The 19,921-nt window shown below is 51.6% G+C and carries 16 protein-coding genes; 10 read left to right on the plus strand and 6 right to left on the minus strand.

The window, feature by feature from the left end; translation table 11 throughout:
* The first annotated feature begins 21 nt into the window (after window positions 1-21).
* Window positions 22-1,050, plus strand: coding sequence for a hypothetical protein (locus JWZ98_RS19260; protein WP_205451392.1), 1,029 nt, complete (start codon window positions 22-24; stop codon window positions 1,048-1,050).
* 7 nt (window positions 1,051-1,057) lie between these two features.
* Here JWZ98_RS19260 and JWZ98_RS19265 read toward each other — a convergent pair whose 3' ends face one another.
* Complete coding sequence (locus tag JWZ98_RS19265; RefSeq protein WP_205454497.1) at window positions 1,058-2,098, minus strand: MJ1255/VC2487 family glycosyltransferase; 1,041 nt, start codon at window positions 2,096-2,098, stop codon at window positions 1,058-1,060.
* Entirely contained in the window at window positions 2,098-2,619 is a 522-nt protein-coding gene (locus JWZ98_RS19270) for a phosphatase PAP2 family protein (protein ID WP_205451393.1), read from the minus strand. Before JWZ98_RS19270 ends, JWZ98_RS19265 begins: the two co-directional genes overlap by 1 nt.
* 278 nt (window positions 2,620-2,897) lie before the next feature.
* Between JWZ98_RS19270 and JWZ98_RS19275 the strand changes: the two genes are divergently transcribed.
* The 5 genes from JWZ98_RS19275 to JWZ98_RS19295 all read left to right on the plus strand — a co-directional run bounded on the left by JWZ98_RS19275 (window position 2,898) and on the right by JWZ98_RS19295 (window position 11,534).
* The gene (locus JWZ98_RS19275) at window positions 2,898-4,355 is read left to right on the plus strand and encodes a potassium transporter TrkG (RefSeq protein ID WP_205451394.1); all 1,458 of its coding nucleotides are present in this window, start codon (window positions 2,898-2,900) and stop codon (window positions 4,353-4,355) included.
* A 97-nt stretch (window positions 4,356-4,452) separates the two neighbouring features.
* Window positions 4,453-5,382 (plus strand): protein translocase subunit SecF, encoded by a 930-nt coding sequence (gene secF, locus JWZ98_RS19280; RefSeq protein ID WP_205451395.1) that lies wholly within the window; start codon window positions 4,453-4,455, stop codon window positions 5,380-5,382.
* Between the two features lie 48 nt (window positions 5,383-5,430).
* On the plus strand, window positions 5,431-9,078 hold the full coding sequence (locus tag JWZ98_RS19285) for a pyridine nucleotide-disulfide oxidoreductase (RefSeq protein ID WP_205451396.1): 3,648 nt from the start codon (window positions 5,431-5,433) through the stop codon (window positions 9,076-9,078).
* Window positions 9,079-9,425: 347 nt separating this feature from the next.
* Entirely contained in the window at window positions 9,426-10,865 is a 1,440-nt protein-coding gene (gene nhaD / locus JWZ98_RS19290; RefSeq protein WP_346015180.1) for a sodium:proton antiporter NhaD, read from the plus strand.
* 459 nt (window positions 10,866-11,324) lie between these two features.
* A complete protein-coding gene (locus JWZ98_RS19295) occupies window positions 11,325-11,534 on the plus strand; it encodes a cold-shock protein (RefSeq protein WP_020483452.1) in 210 nt (69 codons plus the stop codon).
* Window positions 11,535-11,572: 38 nt separating this feature from the next.
* Here the strand turns inward: JWZ98_RS19295 and rimO are convergent, their stop codons facing one another.
* From rimO to JWZ98_RS19315, 4 genes are read right to left on the minus strand one after another with little or no spacing between them, the layout of a single operon-like run.
* A complete protein-coding gene (rimO, locus tag JWZ98_RS19300) occupies window positions 11,573-12,883 on the minus strand; it encodes a 30S ribosomal protein S12 methylthiotransferase RimO (RefSeq protein WP_205451397.1) in 1,311 nt (436 codons plus the stop codon).
* 21 nt (window positions 12,884-12,904) lie between these two features.
* Window positions 12,905-13,237 carry a TusE/DsrC/DsvC family sulfur relay protein gene (locus JWZ98_RS19305; RefSeq protein ID WP_201799005.1) on the minus strand — a complete coding sequence of 111 codons (333 nt, stop codon included), beginning with the start codon at window positions 13,235-13,237 and terminating at the stop codon, window positions 12,905-12,907.
* Window positions 13,228-13,521: a DsrH/TusB family sulfur metabolism protein gene (locus tag JWZ98_RS19310; protein WP_205451398.1), complete on the minus strand. Its 294-nt coding sequence runs from the start codon at window positions 13,519-13,521 to the stop codon at window positions 13,228-13,230. The genes JWZ98_RS19305 and JWZ98_RS19310 overlap by 10 nt, the downstream gene beginning before the upstream one ends.
* Complete coding sequence (locus JWZ98_RS19315) at window positions 13,521-13,841, minus strand: multidrug efflux SMR transporter (RefSeq protein WP_020483456.1); 321 nt, start codon at window positions 13,839-13,841, stop codon at window positions 13,521-13,523. The genes JWZ98_RS19310 and JWZ98_RS19315 overlap by 1 nt, the downstream gene beginning before the upstream one ends.
* Before the next feature lie 79 nt (window positions 13,842-13,920).
* Here JWZ98_RS19315 and JWZ98_RS19320 point away from each other — a divergent pair, with 79 nt between their 5' ends.
* The 4 genes from JWZ98_RS19320 to JWZ98_RS19335 all read left to right on the plus strand — a co-directional run bounded on the left by JWZ98_RS19320 (window position 13,921) and on the right by JWZ98_RS19335 (window position 19,921).
* On the plus strand, window positions 13,921-14,670 hold the full coding sequence (locus tag JWZ98_RS19320) for a flagellar brake protein (RefSeq protein WP_171697498.1): 750 nt from the start codon (window positions 13,921-13,923) through the stop codon (window positions 14,668-14,670).
* A 144-nt stretch (window positions 14,671-14,814) separates the two neighbouring features.
* A complete protein-coding gene (mfd, locus tag JWZ98_RS19325; RefSeq protein ID WP_205451399.1) occupies window positions 14,815-18,258 on the plus strand; it encodes a transcription-repair coupling factor in 3,444 nt (1,147 codons plus the stop codon).
* A 306-nt stretch (window positions 18,259-18,564) separates the two neighbouring features.
* Window positions 18,565-19,599, plus strand: coding sequence for an ATP-binding protein (locus JWZ98_RS19330; RefSeq protein ID WP_205451400.1), 1,035 nt, complete (start codon window positions 18,565-18,567; stop codon window positions 19,597-19,599).
* The gene (locus tag JWZ98_RS19335) at window positions 19,592-19,921 is read left to right on the plus strand and encodes an STAS-like domain-containing protein (RefSeq protein WP_205451401.1); all 330 of its coding nucleotides are present in this window, start codon (window positions 19,592-19,594) and stop codon (window positions 19,919-19,921) included. Before JWZ98_RS19330 ends, JWZ98_RS19335 begins: the two co-directional genes overlap by 8 nt.

The following is a 19,921-nucleotide window of genomic DNA, read 5'->3' on the forward strand; positions in this document are numbered from 1 at the left end:
AAACTACATTCAACAAAATTCATGCGCATAGCACTTTTCCTAGCAGGCTGGCTTGGCTTTGTTAGCCTGACTCCGACCGCCGCCAGGGCGGACGATGACGACGCCCCCGCAAGCACCGACCGAACTAAACCGGCCGACGGCAACGCCGCCGGCGACGTGTTACAGCTGAACAGCGCCGCGCAAAAGCGGGCCGGCATTCAAACCCAAACACTGGTAGTGGTTAAACAAACGCCCGAATTTGCCGCTTACGGCACGGTGGTCAATCCGGAACCACTGCTGAGCATCCGCCAGCAATTCCTGGCCGCCAGCGCCCAGCAAGACAGCGCCCAAGCCCGTTACAGCGAAGCGGCGCAAAACCTGAACCGCACCCGCGACCTGCATCAACAGGACATCGTTTCCACCCGCCGCTTGCAGGAACAGCAAGCTATCTGGCAGGCGGACAAAGCCAATCTGGCTGCCAACAGCTATCAGCAGCAACTCATAGCAGCCAACAGCCGCCTAGTGTGGGGCGACACCCTGAGCAACTGGTTTACCCATGCTCAGGATAAAAACGCCATGCAACTGCTGGAACATCGCGCCCAGTTACTGCAAATCACCCTGCCCGCGAATAGCCGGCTCGATCCCGGCGTCAAACTTATTCATATCCACGAACGCGGCCAGCGCCAAGCCGCCTTGCCCGCCGCGCTGATTTCCGCCTCGCCGCAAGTCGACCCTGTGTCGCAAGGCCCGCGTTATTTTTTCAAATGCGCGGACTGCCGCCTGCCCTTCGGCACCCATATTACCGCCTGGATTCCAGAGGGCGGCCAAGCCAGTAGCGGCGTCAATATCCCGCAACCGGCCTTGGTCTGGCATCTGGGTCAGGCTTTTGTGTTTATCAAAACCGATGCGGAGCATTTCAGCCGCCGAGCGCTCAAGCAATACAGCAGCACTAGCCAGGGCTATTTCGTGGCCGACGATGTGCGGCCCGGCGAAGAAATAGTGACCACCGGCGCGCAAACGCTGTTATCGCAACAATTGAAAGGCCTGATACCGGACGAGGACAAGGATTAGAGCCGGCTTAGTGTTTTATCTGCAACACCTGGACCGATTCCCAAACCCGCTCAGTAAACTCCGCATCCATCGCCGGCATGCCATCCTGGAGCCACTGCACGATCACTTTAGCGATATTGGGATAGGTGACATGCACCGCATGGGGATTGTGCAGCCAGTCCTCGATCACCGCGTCATCCAAATCAAACATCGTATGGCCGTAGCCCAGTTGCTTTAATGCTTCGGCGTTGGAAATCTGCTCCATTTGCGCGTGCAATGGCTTGACCAGGATCTTCTTGCCCAATTGCAAGGACTCGCTGGCCAATTCGAAGCCCGCATTGCTGATGATGCCGGCGCAATCGTACAAATCCCTCTGGAAACCTGCTCTGGACAGTTGCTTGCAAACGATGTGCGGATATTTCGACACCGCCGGTTCCGGCGAGTACACATGAAACTCAAAATTTTCGAATGGGCACAGCAGCTTAACCACTACTTGCGGATCTTCGAAAGGCAAATACACCAATATTTTATTGGCCTGGGTGTTTTGCGGAAACGCCGGGGTTTCGATAATCGGCGGCAAAATCGGTTGGCCGAAATGGTGCCAGTGCAGACCTATACCGATGTCCGCCGGGGCAAAATACTTCATCACCTGCTCGGCAATCGGATCGCCGCCGGCCCGGGGAATTTTGTGTCCAAAGGCGTATTGATGGCCGATACCCAAGACTTTTTTCTTTTGCCGCCTTGCCGCCCAGGCTGTGACCGGCTCGAAATCGCTGATCACCAAATCGTAAGCACTTAAGTCCAGGCTGCTGATGTCTCTGATAAAGCGGATCGGACTGGCCTCCAACGCGGTTTTTACGTAACTGACCTGGCCGTTATGGGTGTTAAAGGTCAAGCCGGTTTTGACTTGATAGCCGTTGAATACTTCCATATCGAAGTATTTGTCCGCCGGCCGGCCGGTAAATTGGAAGGTCACATCAAAACCCGCCGCATACAGTTCTTTCGCCATCACTCGTGCGCGGGTGATGTGACCATTGCCCGTGCCTTGCACACCATAAAAAATTTTCATCATAAAATGTAATTGAGACTAAAAATTGCCGCGCCAATCCCCAAGACCACGCCCATCAGCGTGTCGGTGGGAAAATGCACGCCCAAAACCACTCTGGAAAAACCGACCAGCGCGGCCCAAACATAAAGAACCGGCAGCAACGCAGGCGCGAAATAACCCACTAAGGTTGCCACCATGAATGCGGCCGAAGTATGTCCGGAGGGAAAACTGAATTGGTCCGATGGCGTAATCACGCTCTGGAAATCCTGCAGCGCTTGTTGCGGACGGTTGCGTTTAAAGCCTTTTTTTAGCAGCGTATAGACCGGTCTTTCGATTAGAAACGCTAATATCATGGCGCGTAACAACGCATCGTTGCTGCCTTGATCCCAATACAGCCAAGCCGCGAGAAGCACATACAGGAAACCGTCGGCGGTGCGGGAAATCATGCGGCAAAAGCGCACTAGGTAGGCATGGATGGCAACGCTGTTCAACCAGGTAAACATCGTCACGTCGTACTTATGAATGGAGTAAATCAGCTTCATGGTCTGGCCCTCGTTGTTTGCCGCGCGCGTCGACCGCGACCTTCACGCAGCAGTTGAAAATCTTCGATTTTCCGTTTCACGTTGATCCCTGATGACGAGGCCAGCTTAGAGATGCTTTGTGACAACAATATGAAGCTTTGTTTAAGCTTATGTGACAGGCCCATTTCGGCGATTGTTTGTTACAATTGCCGGCTGCGGCGCGCTCGGCTGTTTGGCGCGTTCGAGACCGGCGATCTATAACAACACGGCAAAACCTTTTCGGTTTTAATCAGGGCACTATGCAACGTTTTTGCACTATAGGTTTTGTACTCGGCCTGATCTTGATGGTCTTCGGCGTGACCTACGCGCTACCCATAGCCACTTCGCTGTATTTCGAGGATGGCATGGTCGATCACTTCTTGAACGGCATGTCGCTGAATATCGGGGTAGGCAGCCTACTATCCGGCTTAACCATGCGCTTTCGCGGCGATGTAAAAACACGGGACGGCTATTTGTTGGTAGCCTCGTTCTGGATATTAATGTCTTCAGCGGCCACACTGCCATTGATTTGGGGGATACCCGGCCTGACGTTCACGGACGCTTTTTTCGAATGTGTCTCCGGCTTTACTACCACCGGCGCCACGGTATTGGTCGGTCTGGACAATTTAGCACCGTCACTCAACCTCTGGCGACACGAACTGAACTGGATAGGCGGACTGGGTATCATCGTCCTGGCCGTGGCCATTCTGCCCTTGCTGGGTGTAGGGGGAATGCAGTTGTACAAAGCTGAAATCGCCGGCCCGGTTAAGGACAGCAAAATCACCCCGCGTATCGCCGAAACCGCCCGACTGCTCTGGCTGGTCTACGCCGGCGTTACTTTGGCTTGTATCCTGGCATTAAATTTGGCCGGTATGGGTTGGTTCGATGCCATTTGCCACGCCTTTGCCACGCTGGGCTTGGGTGGATTTTCGACGCACGACGCCAGCATCAGCTTTTACGATTCGCCAGCCATTGAGTTGGTACTGACTATTTTCATGTTGATCGCGGCGATGAATTTCGCCACGCACTACACGGTACTGCATCATCGCAGCCTGAAACCCTATCTATCGGACCCGGAAGCAATACCGATGTTGGGTGTCGTCGCCGGCAGCATTTTGCTTTGCAGCGGCTATCTGTGGCATTTCGATACCTACCCGGACTTCTTTACCAGCTTGCGCCATGTAACTTTTAACCTGGTATCGATAGCCACCGACTGCGGCTTCATGAGCGCGGATTTCAACAAATGGCCGCCGTTTGTACCGTGGTGGATGCTATATCTGAGCTGTATTACCGTCTGCACCGGCTCTACTGGCGGCGGCATCAAAATGTTCCGCACTTTATTGTTATGGAAACAAGCCGGCCGGGAAATGTTCAGCCTACTGCATCCGCGCGCGGTCAACCCGATTCGGATCGGCAACACCCCTATCGCCAACAAAATCATTTTCGCGGTCCTGGCTTTTATTTTCCTGTACTTCATTTCCATCGTGGTGCTGACCTTTTCCTTGATTTTCTCTGGCCTGGACCCGATCTCTGCGCTTAGCGCGGTTATCGCATGCATCAATAATGCCGGACCTGGCTTGAATCAAGTCGGACCTGCCGGCAATTACCAAAGTCTCAGCGATTTTCAAACCTGGATCTGCGCGGTTGCAATGCTACTCGGCCGACTCGAAGTATTCACGCTGATCGTGCTTTTTACACCCACTTTCTGGAGAAAATAGTACAATTCTCCGCCTTATCGTCCGCAAGCTTTCTACTTGACACCTTAGATTCAGCGCGACCGGATCGCAACACTTACCATTTATCAGGAACATTGGCATGACTTCCGCTACACACATTGATTTTCTTAGTAAAAGAAAACTGGCCTTTTATTTTTCCGGCACCCTGCTGCTAATTTCCATTGTTTCGTTTTTCGTCAAGGGTCTGGATCTGGGTATAGACTTTACCGGCGGCAGCGTTTACGAATTGCATTACAACCAAGCGGCGGATCTGGACAAGATGCGCAGCACACTGGAACAACAAGGCTTTGCCGATGCCAATCTACAACATTTCGGCAGCGCGGCCGACGTATTAATCCGCCTGAAACCGGTAGAAAACGTTAGTCAAAAAGAACTTAGCGAAAAAGTGCTAAGCGTCGCCAACAGCAGCCAAAGCCAACCTGGCGAGCTGCGTCGCGTCGAGTTCGTTGGCCCGCAAGTGGGGGATGATTTGGTCAACGATGGCGGTCTGGCCCTGTTCTTCGCTTTTGTCGGCATCATGGTCTACGTCAGCATTCGCTTCGAGTGGAAATTATCCTTGAGTGCGATCGCTGCCTTATTCCACGACAGTATCATCACGATGGGTTTTTTCTCGGTATTTGGCTGGGAATTCGACATGACCGTGTTATCGGCGATTTTGGCGTTGATCGGTTATTCCATCAACGACACCATCGTGGTCTACGACCGGATTCGTGAAACCGTCCGCACCAGTCGCATCAAGGAATCAATCAACGACATCGTTAACACCGCACTGAACGACACGCTGAGCCGGACCATTCTGACCTCGTTAACCGTCTTCTTAACACTGTTGGCCCTAGCTTTCCTCGGCGGCAAAACCATCCACGGCTTTGCGATTGCTATGCTGATCGGCGTCGTTAAAGGCACCTACTCGTCGATTTACATCGCCAGCTCGCTAGCTCTGAGCCTGGGCTTGAGCCGCGACGACCTGATGCCGCCCGCCAAAGACAGCGTCGTCGACGACATGCCTTAACCCGAATTTTCATTTATCACTTCAAGCGAACGCTCACGGAATAACTTGATGACACAAAAGCTTAATACTCGCGACCTTACCCAACTCACCCTCGGCATCCCCGGCTTTGCCTATAAAGACTTGTACGATGCCAAACGCCTGTCTGATTTGTTGACGGTATTCGATCAGTCGGTACAGCAACACGATGCCGCCTTGTTTGCGGAAATTACTGCTTACCGCGCCTGCGGCGGCGAAGGCATGAAGCCCGAGGAAGTTTCCGAATTGTTGGTAAGAATGGCACCGCTAGTCGGTACCTTCGTCGCGCGTTTATTCAATGTCAGCGATGTGCGCGACCAACAAATCGGCCATATTCGCGGCGAATTCGACGCAATATTTGTTTATCGCACCGAAATCGTTGGCAATTTGAGCAAGCTTTTCAAAGGGCAAACCATCGAAGGCTGGGATATTGCCGCACTGCGCGCCCAACTGAACGGCTTATTGACCGCCGCCGACAAACAGGATTTATTCCAGGCCGATCCGGAATTGGCAATCAGCCAACTCGGTGCCGATTTATGGCGCTTGTCGCAACAGGCCGAAATCACCGATGCCGAGGTTGCCGCGTTCAAAGACCAATTGACCGGCTACGACAACCCTGCTGCGTTGGTAGCCGGCCTGCTGGACATCGTCCGTCGCTGGAGTTTTGCCGCCCAGCACGACCCGGAATTAAAAACCTATGTCGCCAAATGGGTGAGTTTCAAGGTACCGGAAAAAACCAATCTGGACAATCTGGTTGACCACGAAACCGTTGCACAAAAAGGCTATGACGTCTGGGCCTGCGACGATAACCATCATCGCCGCCGCGACGGCTTTGCGTTGACCGACAAGCGCTTCAAACAACGCCAGGTGTTGTACGAAGTGGATCATTGCATTTACTGCCACGACCGCGATAACGATTCCTGCTCCAAAGGCATCAAGAACAAAAAAGACGGCACGTTCAAAACTAATCATTTGAGCGCACTGATGACCGGCTGCCCGCTGGAAGAAAAAATCTCCGAGATGCACGTGGTCAAACGCCAAGGCGACAATATCGGCGCACTGGCGATGATCATCATTGACAATCCGATGTGCCCCGGCACCGGCCACCGGATTTGCAACGACTGCATGCGCGGTTGTATCTACCAAAAAACCGAATCGGTGAATATTCCGCAAATCGAAACCAATGTGCTGACAGACGTATTGTTCATGCCTTGGGGCTTTGAAATTTACAGCCTGTTGACCCGCTGGAACCCCCTGAACATCAAGCGCTCCACCGCCCTACCGTATAACGGCAAAAATGTACTGGTGGCGGGTATGGGGCCTGCCGGTTATACCTTGTCGCACTATTTGCTGAACGAAGGCTTTGGCGTGGTGGGTATCGATGCCTTGAAAATCGAGCCGCTGCCTCTACATCTGACCGGCGATCGCGACAACGTGCCTATGCCTATCATGGACTTCCAAGACCTTTACGAAGATCTGGATAAACGTGTGTTGCTCGGCTTCGGCGGCGTGGCCGAATACGGTATCACCGTGCGTTGGGACAAAAACTTTTTGAAAGTCATTTACCTGACTTTGCTACGCCGCAACGCTTTCAAATGCTACGGTGGCGTGCGTTTCGGCGGCACCATCACCATCGACGAAGCCTGGGAAATGGGTTTCGACCACATCGCCATTGCCAGCGGCGCCGGCAAGCCGACGGTGATCGATCTGAAAAACAACATGACCCGCGGCATCCGCAAGGCCTCAGACTTTTTGATGGGCCTGCAATTGACCGGCGCGGCCAAAGAATCCTCGCTGGCTAATTTGCAGGTACGCCTACCCGCCGGCGTCATCGGCGGCGGCTTGACCGCCATCGATACCACCACCGAATTACTGGCTTACTATCCTGGTCAAGTCAGCAAAATTCTGCATCGCTACGAAAAACTGGTGGCCAAATACGGGGAAGCGGCGGTGCGCAGCCGTTACGATGGTGAAGAACTGGAAATTCTGGAAGAGTTCCTGGCGCATGGCCGCGTCATCGAACAGGAGCGTGAACGCGCCGCCGCCGCTGGTGAAACACCTAACTTCCTGCCTTTCCTGAAACAATGGGGCGGCGTGACGCTGTTCTACCGCAAAGGCATCAAAGACTCGCCTGCATATCGGCAAAACCACGAAGAGATCCATGAAGCGCTTTCGGAAGGCATTTACCTGGCCGAAGGCATGAGCCCATTGGAAGCGATCGAAGACCAATACGGCCATTTACAAGCCGTACGCTTTGAGAGACTGACCGAGCAAGACGGTAAATGGCGCAAAACCGATGAAGTGGAAGTGAAGCTGCGCGGCTTGTTCATCGCGGCAGGCACCGCGCCCAACACGATCTACCAGTCCGAACATCCGCGCACTTTCGCGATGGAAGGCAAATTCTACAAACGCCACGAACCCGACTGGTTGGACGGCAAGGCGCAACTGGCGCCGATGGCCGACGAAGCGCAAGTCAAAGTGGGCAAACCGGCACCGTTTACGTCTTATGTCAGCAACGGCCGCTACATCACCTTCTATGGCGACAACCATCCGGTTTATGCCGGCAACGTGGTAAAAGCCATGGCCAGCGCGAAAGACGGTTATCCATATATCGTTAAACTGTTCGCCAACGAAATTGCTGGATTGGATGCCTCCCAGCAACCACAACGCGATGCCCAATTACGCAACCTGCAGGACAGACTGGATGCAACCTTCCTGGCGCATGTCGTCGAAGTAAATCGTCTGACACCCACCATCATCGAAGTGGTCATCAAAGCGCCCGCGGCCGCCAAACATTTTGAGCCCGGCCAGTTTTACCGGGTGCAAAATTACGAATCACTGGCCCCTGTAGTCGAAGGCACCACACTGGCTGCCGAAGGCTTGGCTCTGACCGGTGCCTGGGTAGACAAGGAAAAAGGTCTGGTATCTTTAATTGCCCTGGAAATGGGCAGCTCCAGCCGCTTGTGCGCCACCTGGAAAGTCGGCGATCCGCTGGTATTGATGGGCGTGACCGGCGCCCCGACCGAAATTCCAACCGGTAAAACCGTTTTGCTGCTGGGCGGCGGTTTGGGTAACGCGGTATTGTTCTCAATCGGTAAAGCCATGCGCAATGCCGGCAACAAGGTGCTGTATTTCGCCGGTTACCGTAACAGTGAAGACTTGTTCAAAGTCCCGGAAATTGAAGAAGCGTCCGACGTGATTGTTTGGGCGGTAGACGACAGACCCGGCAACGAAGCGATCCCGGTCACTCGGCCACAGGATAAAACCTTCGTCGGCAATATCGTCGAAGCCATGGTGTCTTACGCCACCGGAAAATTAGGTGACACCAGCATTCGCCTGCAGGACGTCGATCACCTGATCGTCATCGGCTCGGATCGAATGATGGCAGCGGTAAAAGCCGCACGCTTTGCCGCTTTAAAACCGTACTTGAAGGAAGGCCACGAGGCAGTCGGTTCAATCAACTCGCCGATGCAATGCATGATGAAAGGCGTCTGCGCCCAATGCTTATGCAAACACGTAGATCCGGAAAGCGGCGAAGAGAGCTTTATGTATTCTTGTTACAACCAAGATCAGGCGCTGGATTATGTGGATTTCCCGAACCTGGCGGCCCGTCTGCGGCAAAACACGGTACAGGAAAAACTGTCCTCACTCTGGCTGACGTATTTACTCGAAGCCCAATGATAACAAGATAGGCAGACTTTAAGCCTATCCCCGGTAGACTACAGACCCGATCTATATCGTCGCTCCCGCAAAGGCCGGAGACAAAAGGCTTTAACGAATTCCCGCCCGCGCGGGAGTGACGAATATATTGGATTTAATGGCAGGGTTAAGCATATAAAACCGAAGCATTCCTTGCGGAATATCCGGGCTTTAGCGATGCTAAACTACACTCGCTGTAAAGTTACAAACTTTGTACTATCGTGATAGCCAAACCCGTAGTTAAGCGGGCACGGCAAAAGCAGTCACGGTCGAGGAACTCACTCCCTACCGTGGCTGTCCAGCACCCAGTTATTGAAAGGAGTTCACCCGTGTTTTCGCGCATCCTTCTACTCATTTTACTCACCTGCTCACCACTAACAGCTTGGGCAGACGCAGAACAAGCAGCACAAGCCCTTAATCTGACTAAGCATTGGGTGGGTTATTTGGCTATCGGCATATTTGCCGTTGCCTATCTGCTGGCAATGACCGAAGAGGTCACCGAATTAAACAAATCCAAACCCATGGTATTAGCCGCGAGCTTAATCTGGGCATTTATCGCCGGCATTTACGTGAATAACGGTATGAGCGAGCAGGCCGGACACGCATTCCGTGCTTGTCTGGAAGGCTATGCGGAACTGTTTTTGTTCATCATGGTGTCGATGGCTTATCTGAATGCGATGGAAGATCGCGGCGTTTTCGATAATCTGCGGGTTTGGTTGCTCAGTAAAGGTTTCAGCTACAGAAAACTATTCTGGATTACCGGCATCATGTCGTTTTTCATGTCCTCAGTTTGCAACAACCTGACCACAGCACTGCTGATGGGTGCAGTGATTGCAGCCATGGGCAAAGACAATCGCAAGTTCGTTACGTTGGCTTGCATCAACGTCGTGGTAGCCACGAATGCCGGCGGTTCGTTCAGCCCATTCGGCGACATCACCACACTATTGGTTTGGCAAAGCGGGGTTGTACCGTTCAAAGATTTCTACTCGCTTTTCATCCCGGCCATAGTCAATTTCGCACTGCCGGCGATAATCATGCATTTCTGGATACCCAAACAGCAACCTGCCGCAGTCGGTAAAGCCCCAAAAATGAAACGCGGCGCAATGACCATGATCGTGCTGTTTTTACTGACGATTATTACTGCGGTCTGCTTCGAAAACATGCTGAAACTACCACCCGCGGCCGGCATGCTGGCGGGCCTGACTTATCTAAAATTCCTGGGCTTTTATTTGCAAAAAACCGCTGATAAAGACAACGGCAAAATTAGCGATTTCGCCCACGTGTATAAATTATTTAACGTTGCGGTTCCCGACGCCAGGCCAAGCCAAAAATTCGACGTATTCAAAAGCGTCGCCACACTGGAATGGGACACCCTGCTGTTTTTTTACGGCGTCATGATCAGCGTCGGCGGCCTGAGTTTCATTGGTTATCTAACCATGGCCTCGGATGTGTTATACGTCGGCATGGATCCCACCATCGCCAACATTGTGGTCGGCATCCTGTCGGCTTTCATTGATAACGGTACCATCATGTTTGCGGTACTCACCATGCATCCCGACATCTCGCAAGGCCAATGGCTGTTAGTCACATTAACCGCAGGCGTGGGCGGCAGCTTATTGGCAATCGGCTCGGCAGCAGGCGTAGGCTTGATGGGACAAATGAAAGGCCTTTACACCTTTAGCGCACACTTGAAATGGATGCCGGTCATTTTGATCGGTTTTTTCGGTAGCATTGCCACGCATTTCCTGATTAACGGTAGCTATTTTTGACGCGACAAGCTCTATTGGGCAGTCTTTTTCATGGCCTGCCCAATAGGCCAATTGCAAAATTCAGTATTTTTTTTGTTTTTTTGCGGCAATCAAATTTGCATTTGCAAGCGGCCAAAAGCGGATTTCAGCCAAGCCGACTCTCCATAAAAGCCTGATAAAAAACCACTTCATTTCAATATCTTAGCCCACCAATAGCCACCCGCAACCTACGTTAGCCTGACATTTGCACCCACCAAAGACAACCGACAACCTATTGTCACAATCATTTAACAAGCAAAATCTAGCTAGTTTTTGTGGATACCCGCCGATTGCGATGTATAATGGAGGCGATTTAGCTCGGTATCGTTGTCGCTTTTCAAGTCTGCAATCGGATCAACAAACATTGTTTTCCACTACCTGCTTTATTCACCAACCCTAGTTACAAACCAGCGAATAGCACTTTATTAGCAAGAGAGATTTATGTCAGTTCAAGTAGAAGGCAAAGTAAAATGGTTCAATGACGAAAAAGGCTTCGGCTTCATTGAGCAAGAAGGCGGCAAAGATGTATTCGTACACTTCAGCGCCATCAACGGCAACGGCCGCAAAACCTTGAAAGAAGGCCAAAAAGTCACGATGGAAGTGACCAATGGTCAAAAAGGCCCACAAGCGGAAAACGTAACACCGCTGTAAATTGAACTGAAAAAGCCGCCTAACCAGCGGCTTTTTCGTTAGATCAGTTTACCCCACAAGTCATACTCGTCGGCTTCCTCGATTTCGACATCGACGAAATCGCCGACTTGTAAATGACTTGCGCCATCGATAAACACCTGACCGTCAATTTCGGGTGCATCGCTTTTGCTGCGCGCCACCGCCCCCTCCTCGACCACCTCATCGACCAACACCGTTTCGATCCGGCCAACTCGGCGTTGTAGACGTTCAGCACTGATAACCGATTGATGTTCCATAAAGCGCGCCAAGCGTTCCTGTTTAAGCGCTTCCGGCACTGCATCCGGCAAATCGTTAGCCACCGCTCCCTTCACCGGCGAATAGGCAAAACAGCCCACCCTATCCATTTGCGCTTCGCTCAGGAACTGCAACAACTCTTCAAAGTCTTGTTCGGTTTCGCCGGGAAACCCGACGATAAACGTGCTGCGGATGGTCAAATCGGGACAAATCTTCCGCCACGCACGGATGCGCTCCAAATTGTTTTCCGCCGCAGCCGGACGTTTCATCAGTTTTAAAATTCGGCTGTTGGCGTGCTGAAACGGAATATCCAAATACGGCAGAATCTTGCCTTCAGCCATCAGCGGCACGACGTCATCAACATGCGGATAGGGGTAGACATAATGCATCCGTGCCCAGATACCCAACTCACCCAAGGCTTCGGCCAAATCGTAAAACCGGGTTTGCATTTCCCGGCCGCGCCAGCGCCGACTTTGATATTTCAAATCCAAACCGTAAGCGCTGGTATCTTGCGAAACGATCAGCAGTTCCTTAACGCCGGCATCGACCAACTTCTCGGCCTCTTGCATCACATCATCGATAGGTCGGCTCACCAAATCCCCGCGCATGGATGGGATGATGCAAAACGTACACCTATGATTACAGCCTTCCGAAATTTTCAGATAAGCATAATGCTTAGGCGTCAGCTTGATGCCTTGCGGCGGGACTATGTCGGTAAATGGGTTGTGTGCGGGCGGCAGATACTCGTGCACCGCAGACACCACTTCATCAGTGGCGTGCGCACCGGTGATTTTTAAAACCTGCGGATGCCGAGCCAAAATCTCGTCTTGCCGCGCTCCCAGACACCCGGTGACGATGACCTTGCCGTTTTCCGCCAAAGCCTCGCCGATGCTGTCCAGCGATTCTTCGACCGCCGCATCGATAAAGCCGCAGGTATTGACGATCACCAGATCGGAATCTTTGTAATTCGGCGACACCTGATAGCCCTCGCTACGCAGCTTGGTCAAAATTTGCTCGCTATCGACCAGGGCTTTTGGGCAACCTAAACTGATAAATCCAACACGGGGGTTATTCATGAAACTCTCTTGAAAACATTTTTATAAACAGGTGGGCGGCTTGGGCAAGCCGGCGATTTTACAGGCGTATTTCAGCGGCCCTTGCGGAAAGAGTTTTTGCAGATAGCGGCTATTGCCCTTGTCTTCGCCAAATTGTTTGCGGATAGCCGCTACAAACATCCGTGCATTGGGCAAATGCTGGAATTTTTGATAGTAGTCGCGAATGTACAGCAGGATTTCCCAATGCGCATCGCTAATCGCGATACCTTCTAGCCGCGCCAACTCGTCGGCCACCGCTCGATTCCATTGCCCGGCATCGCGCAAAAAGCCATCGTCGCTGGTTGGCAACGCAACACCGCCGACCATCAATTCCACGAATGAATTACCGGATTCCGCACGGTCAGTTCGACCAAGCCCGCATAATCAACTGCTTCCAAGCCTGACAACAAAAATTGCGGCTGGACGCCGTGAACCGATAACATCTCTTGCAAGGCATAAACCCGACACGACCGACTCAACAATTGCCGCAACAACGCATTACCGCTATGCCCGATCCACGCGGCACACACCGCACCATCCATCAAGACAACATCGTCACCGCTGCCAATGCGCTCGATAAGCGCCGCTTGCAACGGCAATTGCGATAACAAATGCAGCATTATTCCACATGCGTCAGCTTCAAACCGACGATGCCGACGATGATTAACAGGATGGACGCTAAGCGGAACCAGTCCGCCGATTCCTTAAACAGAAAAATCCCGATTATCGCGACACCTACCGCCCCCATGCCGGTCCAAACCGCATAGGCCGTGCCCAGGGGCAAGGTTCTGATCGCCAGCATTAACAGGTAAAAACTGCCCGCCCCCGACACGCCGGTCACTACGCTTGGCCACAACTTAGTAAACCCGTCATTGTATTTAAGACTTATCGCAAACACGATTTCCGAGCAACCCGCGGCGAACAATAGCAACCAACCCATCAAAACTCCTTTCCTATGCACTATAATCTGCGGTATTTTACAGCAGTGCTCTTACCTATCCGCAATATTTAGTAATTTAATGGAAAAAGAATCCGACTATCTTGTTAGAAGCGCGAGGCTGATTTTTGGTCACTTGAGCGATCTAGTCAAAAAGAAATGCATTATCTCCGCGCATTTTGGCGAACATAACCAATCATTTTTGACCACCATTATCGATCTCGATCAAAAAGCCAATCTGATTACACTGGATGTTGCGCCTACGGAATTACTGAATAAGCAGCTGCTAGGCTCAGCCAAAGTGCTGTTCCGCACCGAATACGAAGGGATTAAAGTTTCATTCCGCGGCAAAGCAATCAAAAAGTCGCAAAGCGACGGTCACCCGGTGTTTGCGATGCCTATCCCGGACGCCATTTTTTGGATGCAACGCCGCCAGTATTATCGCGTTAAAGTGCCTCTTTCTCATAAAAACAGCACCTGCGAACTCAACCTTGCCACAAAAAATGAAGCGGGCGAAGTCGATACGCAAGCCAAAGTGTTCAGCGTGGCAGACATCAGTATTTCCGGATTTTCGTTTTTAAATCCCGACACAAAAATTGCCGACCTTTTAACGCCGGATACCGTCATAGACGAATGCGCCTTGTATTTGCACGATGGCAGCAGGGCCCACGTGGGTTTTGTCATTAAAAGCGTGAACAATGTTCGAGCCAGCGCCACAACCTATCAACATCGCATAGGCTGCAAATTCACCCACATCCCGCAGGTGTTCGAAAACAACCTCCAACGCTACATGCAGGAAATCGAATTACAGCAAAAGAATCTAAGCATTTAAATCCCAAACAGCTGAGCATAGGTTTTAGGCCGCGAAATTGCGGCAAAAGCACCCCAAGGCCGGCCACTGACAAAGCGCGGATGCTTAGTCCAAGTGTGACCTTACTGGTTATAATTGCGCGCTTCAAAAATCTGACTTAACGCCATGTCCTTACCAACAATCCCCGCAACTGCATTGCCACAACAAGGCACCACAATATACTGGAGTGGTCTGAGCGGCTGCGGCGACTCGCTGACGCTGGCGCAAACGATTGCTCAGGAAAAGCGCCTGCTAGTCATCGTCACCCCAGACACTCAAACTGCGCTGCGCCTGGAACACGAGCTGGCGTTCTTTTTGGACAACAGCCTGCCGATTCTGCATTTTCCGGATTGGGAAACCCTGCCTTACGACGTATTCTCGCCATTACCGGAGATTATCTCCGAACGCTTGCGCACTCTGGCCTTGCTACCAGACACCAAGCGCGGCGCGCTGATTTTGTCGGTGGCGACGCTGATGCATCGTCTGGCCCCACGCGAGCATATTTTGGCGCACAGCTTTGCGATCGAAGTCGGCGGCACTTTGAGCCTGGAAGTCACCCGCGCCAAACTGGAAGCGGTCGGCTATCAATGCGTCTCGCAAGTCTATCAACACGGTGAATTTGCGGTGCGCGGCTCGATTTTGGATTTGTTTCCGATGGGATCCAAGCAACCCTACCGCATCGAATTGTTCGACGACGACGTCGAATCGATCCGTAGTTTCGACCCCGACACGCAAATGTCGCAAGACAAAATGCAGAAAGTCGAGCTATTCCCGGCCCGCGAATTTCCATTTACCGACGAAGCCATCAAACGCTTCCGTCAGGCCTTCCGCGAGCAATTCCCGGACGCCTCGCCCAAGAATAATCTTTATCTCGACGTTTCCAAGCAAATCGCCCCGGCCGGCATCGAATATTACTTGCCGCTGTTCGTCGAGCGCACCGAATCGCTGTTCGCCTATTTGCCCAAGACAGCGCTGTTTGTGCTACCGGCCAATTTCGCCGAAAACGCCCAGCGCTTTTACAGCGAAGCCGACGAACGCTATCAGCAACGCAAATACGACACCGATCGCCCCTTATTGCCGCCGACTCGTTTGTTTCTGTCGGCCGAGGAAATCCAACAACACACCGACAGCTTCAGCCGCATCGTACTGGACAATCAATCTGAAACCGCCCACACGTTCGATTGCAAACAGCTGCCGGACGTAGCAATAGACAGTCGCTTAAAAGAACCCGCTCAGCGCCTGCGCCAATTCATCGAAGGCTTCGATGGCAAAATCCTGTTCGTCGCCGAAACCGCCGGCCACCGCGAAGGCCTGATCGACAAATTAAAAAGTGTCAAACTCGCCGCCAAACAGGTCCAAAGCTGGCCAGAGTTTTTACAAACCGATCACTCGCCGTGCATCGTTGTCGCGCCGATGGACCACGGGCTTTGGCTGGAAGACAACAAGCTGGCCATCATCACCGAAAGCCAGCTCAGCGGCGAAAAAGTCCAACAACGCCGGCGCCGGCAAAAATCGGCGGCGCGGGCGCTGGAAAACATTTTCAACAACCTTGATGAGCTGACGATAGGCTCGCCGGTGGTGCATCAGGAGCACGGCGTCGGCCGGTACTTGGGCTTGCAGATTCTCAACGTCGGCGGTATCGACGCCGAATTTTTGATGTTGGAATACGCCAATAACGACAGGATTTATGTGCCGGTGGCTTCCTTGCACATGATTGGCCGTTACAGCGGGGTCAGCGCCGAAAATGCGCCGCTGCATCGTTTAGGCACCGACCAATGGAGCAAGGCCAAGAAAAAAGCCATGGAGCGCGCCCGCGACGTGGCCGCCGAGTTGCTGGACATCCACGCCAAACGCGCCGCCCGCGAAGGCTTTGCCTTTAACATCGATAACAGCGACTACAACGCCTTCGCCGCCGCCTTCCCGTTCGAGGAAACCCCGGACCAGCTCAGCGCCATCGACGCCATCTTGCAAGACATGGCCGCCACCCAGCCGATGGATCGCGTGGTTTGCGGCGATGTCGGTTTCGGCAAAACCGAAGTGGCGATGCGCGCGGCCTTTGTGGCGGTGCAAAGCGGCAAACAAGTCGCGGTGCTGGTGCCCACCACCCTGCTCGCCCAGCAGCATTATCAAAACTTTCGCGACCGCTTCGCCGACTGGCCGGTGCGCATCGAAGTCACCTCGCGCTTCGTCACCCCCAAACAGCAAAAAGCCATCGCCGACGACTTGGCCGACGGCAAGGTCGACATCGTCATCGGCACCCACAAATTGCTGTCCAAGGAAATGAAATACAAGGCCTTGGGCCTGGTGATCATCGACGAAGAACACCGCTTTGGCGTGACGCAAAAAGAACATTTCAAAAAGCTGCGCCACGAGCTGGATTTGTTAACCCTGACCGCGACACCGATTCCGCGCACCTTGAACATGGCCATGGCCGGCCTGCGCGATATTTCCATCATCGCCACGCCACCGCCGAACCGCCACGCCATCAAAACTTTCGTCACCGAATGGATAGATTCGCAAGTGCAGGAAGCTTGCCAACGGGAAATCAAGCGCGGCGGCCAGGTGTTTTTCCTGCACAACGACGTCAAGACCATGGACAAGATGATGCGCGAACTGGGCGAACTGGTGCCGGAAGCGCGCATCCAGATCGCCCACGGCCAGATGGCCGAGCGCGAGCTGGAGCAGATCATGCTGGATTTTTACCACCAGCGCTTCAACGTGTTGATCGCCACCACCATCATCGAAAGCGGCATCGACATCCCCAGCGCCAACACCATCGTCATCAACCGCGCCGACAAACTCGGTCTGGCGCAGTTACACCAGTTGCGCGGCCGGGTCGGCCGTTCGCACCACCGCGCCTATGCCTACTGCATCGTGCCGCCGAAAACATTGATGACCAAGGACGCGATCAAGCGCCTGGAAGCCTTCGAGACTTCCGGCGAACTGGGCGCCGGCTTCATGCTGTCCTCGCACGACATGGAAATCCGCGGTGCCGGTGAATTATTGGGTGACGAACAAAGCGGCCAGATCCAGGAAATCGGCTTTACCTTGTACACCGAGTTGCTGGAACGGGCGGTCAAAGCCTTGAAATCCGGCAAACAGCCGGAATTGGACGCGCCGCTGGACACCGGCCCGGAAGTGGATTTGCAAGTCGCCGCGCTGATCCCGGAAGACTACTTGCCCGACATTCACGCGCGCCTGGTGTTGTACAAACGCATCGCCAGCGCCGAAACCGAAGACGATTTGCGCAAACTAAAAATCGAAATGATCGACCGCTTTGGATTGCTACCGGACCAAGTCAAAGCCTTGTTCGCCATCACCGAACTGAAACAACACGCCGCGCACCTAGGCATCCGTAAAATCGAAGCTCACGCCACCGGCGGCCGCATCGTGTTTATCGCCAGCCCGCAAATCGACACCGGCGAGTTGATCCTGATGATACAGAGCCAGTCGCAGGTGTATAAATTCGATGGCGCGGACAAATTACGCTTTACCCAGACCTTTAAGGATATGGAGGATAAGGTGGCGTTTTTGGAGAAGTTGTTGGCGAGGTTGGGGGCGAAAGCTTAGCCTAAGGTGTGAAGCAAAGACGGCGAGGGCAACAAGCTATCGAAAGAAAATTATGTGCTATTAGCTTACGTAATCGCGCATTTTGAAGCCAAAGTTCCTCCAATTACGCCATTACTAGCCTAGGTTTCGCGGACTACCAAAAGGGAATGAATGAAGCTACTTGCAGCGAGAAGAATTGTGTGTTCATATGAAGATTAGGGCTACTCCACTGTTGCCAAAACTAACCAGTACCATTATATAATTTATTTTTTATATTATTGGCCATTAGAAAATATAAAAAAATAAATTACCAGGAAGGCCAGTTTAATGGAAAAAATAGCTACAAAGAAAAAACTATATTTGCGTGCTATTCAGGCTAAACGTTTAAAGCGAGAAATAAAACTCTCAAACTTAGCCAAATCCAAGGCGATAAGAAAAAAGCTAAAAAACAGAAAGAGGAAAGAATCCTCCAATACCAGAGAGATTTTTGCCCCAAAAGAATTTTGCCTTACAACAGAAGAAAGCCGAAAACTTTTGATCGAATTTTTAAACAAGGTTATTAGCCATTTAAAAACCGGACATGAAGTTGTAATTTCTTTCAAAAAAACCAGAAAGCTTATTACTTGCGGAACATTGTGGGCGACGACAAGAATTGAATGTTTAGTAAGAGAATACCCGGGAAAAATTAGCTGCACATATCCAGACGACAATATTGTTGAGCAATTATTTCAACATATTGGATTACTTAACAAACTTGGAAAGCCACCTAGAAAAAATATTGACGAAGACAGTGTTCGTTTTTGGCATTATGTATTAGGAAAATCTACAGACGATGTTTCTAAGTTTAAAGATCTACTTCAATCGACTTTTTTATCTGAAGAGACAAGATCAGGACTATTTGACAGCATGTCTGAAGCTGTAACCAACATAATTCATCATGCCTATAAGGAAGGGCAAGTGAAAGAATGGCGTATGTTTGCACAACATAAAGATTTAAAACTGACTGTTGCAATATGTGATCAGGGCATAGGAATACCTGGTTCACTTAGACAAAAGCCTGAACTTAAAGAATATTTAGCATCTCCAATGCACTTTGCTAGACGGCGTCGTGATACTGCTCTCATTGAGGTGGCTGTTCAAAGTACGCGAACTAAAACTCGATTACCTCATCGAGGGAAGGGCTTGAAAGATATGCTTGAACTGGTAAAAAGTGGTACCGTAGGAGGATTACGGATCTTTAGTAAGAAAGGGGCTTTTGATTACAGTGCATCCATGAAATTAGAGACTACAAAGGATTTTAAAACAAATATCAATGGAACAATTATTATTTGGGAAATATCATTGGAGCCAAACAATGACTAATAAAGTTCTATACATTGCAAAAGACTATTCGGAAACTCCAGCTGGCCGCTATTGCTCTGATGGAAACTTCTCAGGGGAAAGGTTTCGCGAAGAGTTTTTATATCCAGCATTATTGAACAATGAGCACGTTGAGGTCAATCTTAATGAAACATTGGGACTAGGCTCTTCTTTTTTAGAGGAAGCGTTCGGCGGACTTATTAGAGAAAAGGGAATGAGCCTTGATGAAATTAAACGAAAACTAGAAATTGTCAGCAAAAGGACTGTATATAAAAATCGAGTATGGGAATACTTAGAAGACGCCCAACTACAAAAAGAAAAATAA

It is taken from the genome of Methylomonas sp. EFPC1, assembly GCF_016925515.1.
Taxonomy (GTDB): domain Bacteria; phylum Pseudomonadota; class Gammaproteobacteria; order Methylococcales; family Methylomonadaceae; genus Methylomonas; species Methylomonas defluvii.

What these genes read in the sequence shown, in the direction of transcription:
- JWZ98_RS19260 (WP_205451392.1), top strand. Translation starts at nt 22, where the DNA reads ATGCGCATAGCACTTTTCCTAGCAGGCTGGCTTGGCTTTGTTAGCCTG.
- JWZ98_RS19265 (WP_205454497.1), bottom strand. Translation starts at nt 2,098, where the DNA reads ATGAAAATTTTTTATGGTGTGCAAGGCACGGGCAATGGTCACATCACC.
- JWZ98_RS19270 (WP_205451393.1), bottom strand. Translation starts at nt 2,619, where the DNA reads ATGAAGCTGATTTACTCCATTCATAAGTACGACGTGACGATGTTTACC.
- JWZ98_RS19275 (WP_205451394.1), top strand. Translation starts at nt 2,898, where the DNA reads ATGCAACGTTTTTGCACTATAGGTTTTGTACTCGGCCTGATCTTGATG.
- secF (WP_205451395.1), top strand. Translation starts at nt 4,453, where the DNA reads ATGACTTCCGCTACACACATTGATTTTCTTAGTAAAAGAAAACTGGCC.
- JWZ98_RS19285 (WP_205451396.1), top strand. Translation starts at nt 5,431, where the DNA reads ATGACACAAAAGCTTAATACTCGCGACCTTACCCAACTCACCCTCGGC.
- JWZ98_RS19295 (WP_020483452.1), top strand. Translation starts at nt 11,325, where the DNA reads ATGTCAGTTCAAGTAGAAGGCAAAGTAAAATGGTTCAATGACGAAAAA.
- rimO (WP_205451397.1), bottom strand. Translation starts at nt 12,883, where the DNA reads ATGAATAACCCCCGTGTTGGATTTATCAGTTTAGGTTGCCCAAAAGCC.
- JWZ98_RS19310 (WP_205451398.1), bottom strand. Translation starts at nt 13,521, where the DNA reads ATGCTGCATTTGTTATCGCAATTGCCGTTGCAAGCGGCGCTTATCGAG.
- JWZ98_RS19315 (WP_020483456.1), bottom strand. Translation starts at nt 13,841, where the DNA reads ATGGGTTGGTTGCTATTGTTCGCCGCGGGTTGCTCGGAAATCGTGTTT.
- JWZ98_RS19320 (WP_171697498.1), top strand. Translation starts at nt 13,921, where the DNA reads ATGGAAAAAGAATCCGACTATCTTGTTAGAAGCGCGAGGCTGATTTTT.
- mfd (WP_205451399.1), top strand. Translation starts at nt 14,815, where the DNA reads ATGTCCTTACCAACAATCCCCGCAACTGCATTGCCACAACAAGGCACC.
- JWZ98_RS19330 (WP_205451400.1), top strand. Translation starts at nt 18,565, where the DNA reads ATGGAAAAAATAGCTACAAAGAAAAAACTATATTTGCGTGCTATTCAG.
- JWZ98_RS19335 (WP_205451401.1), top strand. Translation starts at nt 19,592, where the DNA reads ATGACTAATAAAGTTCTATACATTGCAAAAGACTATTCGGAAACTCCA.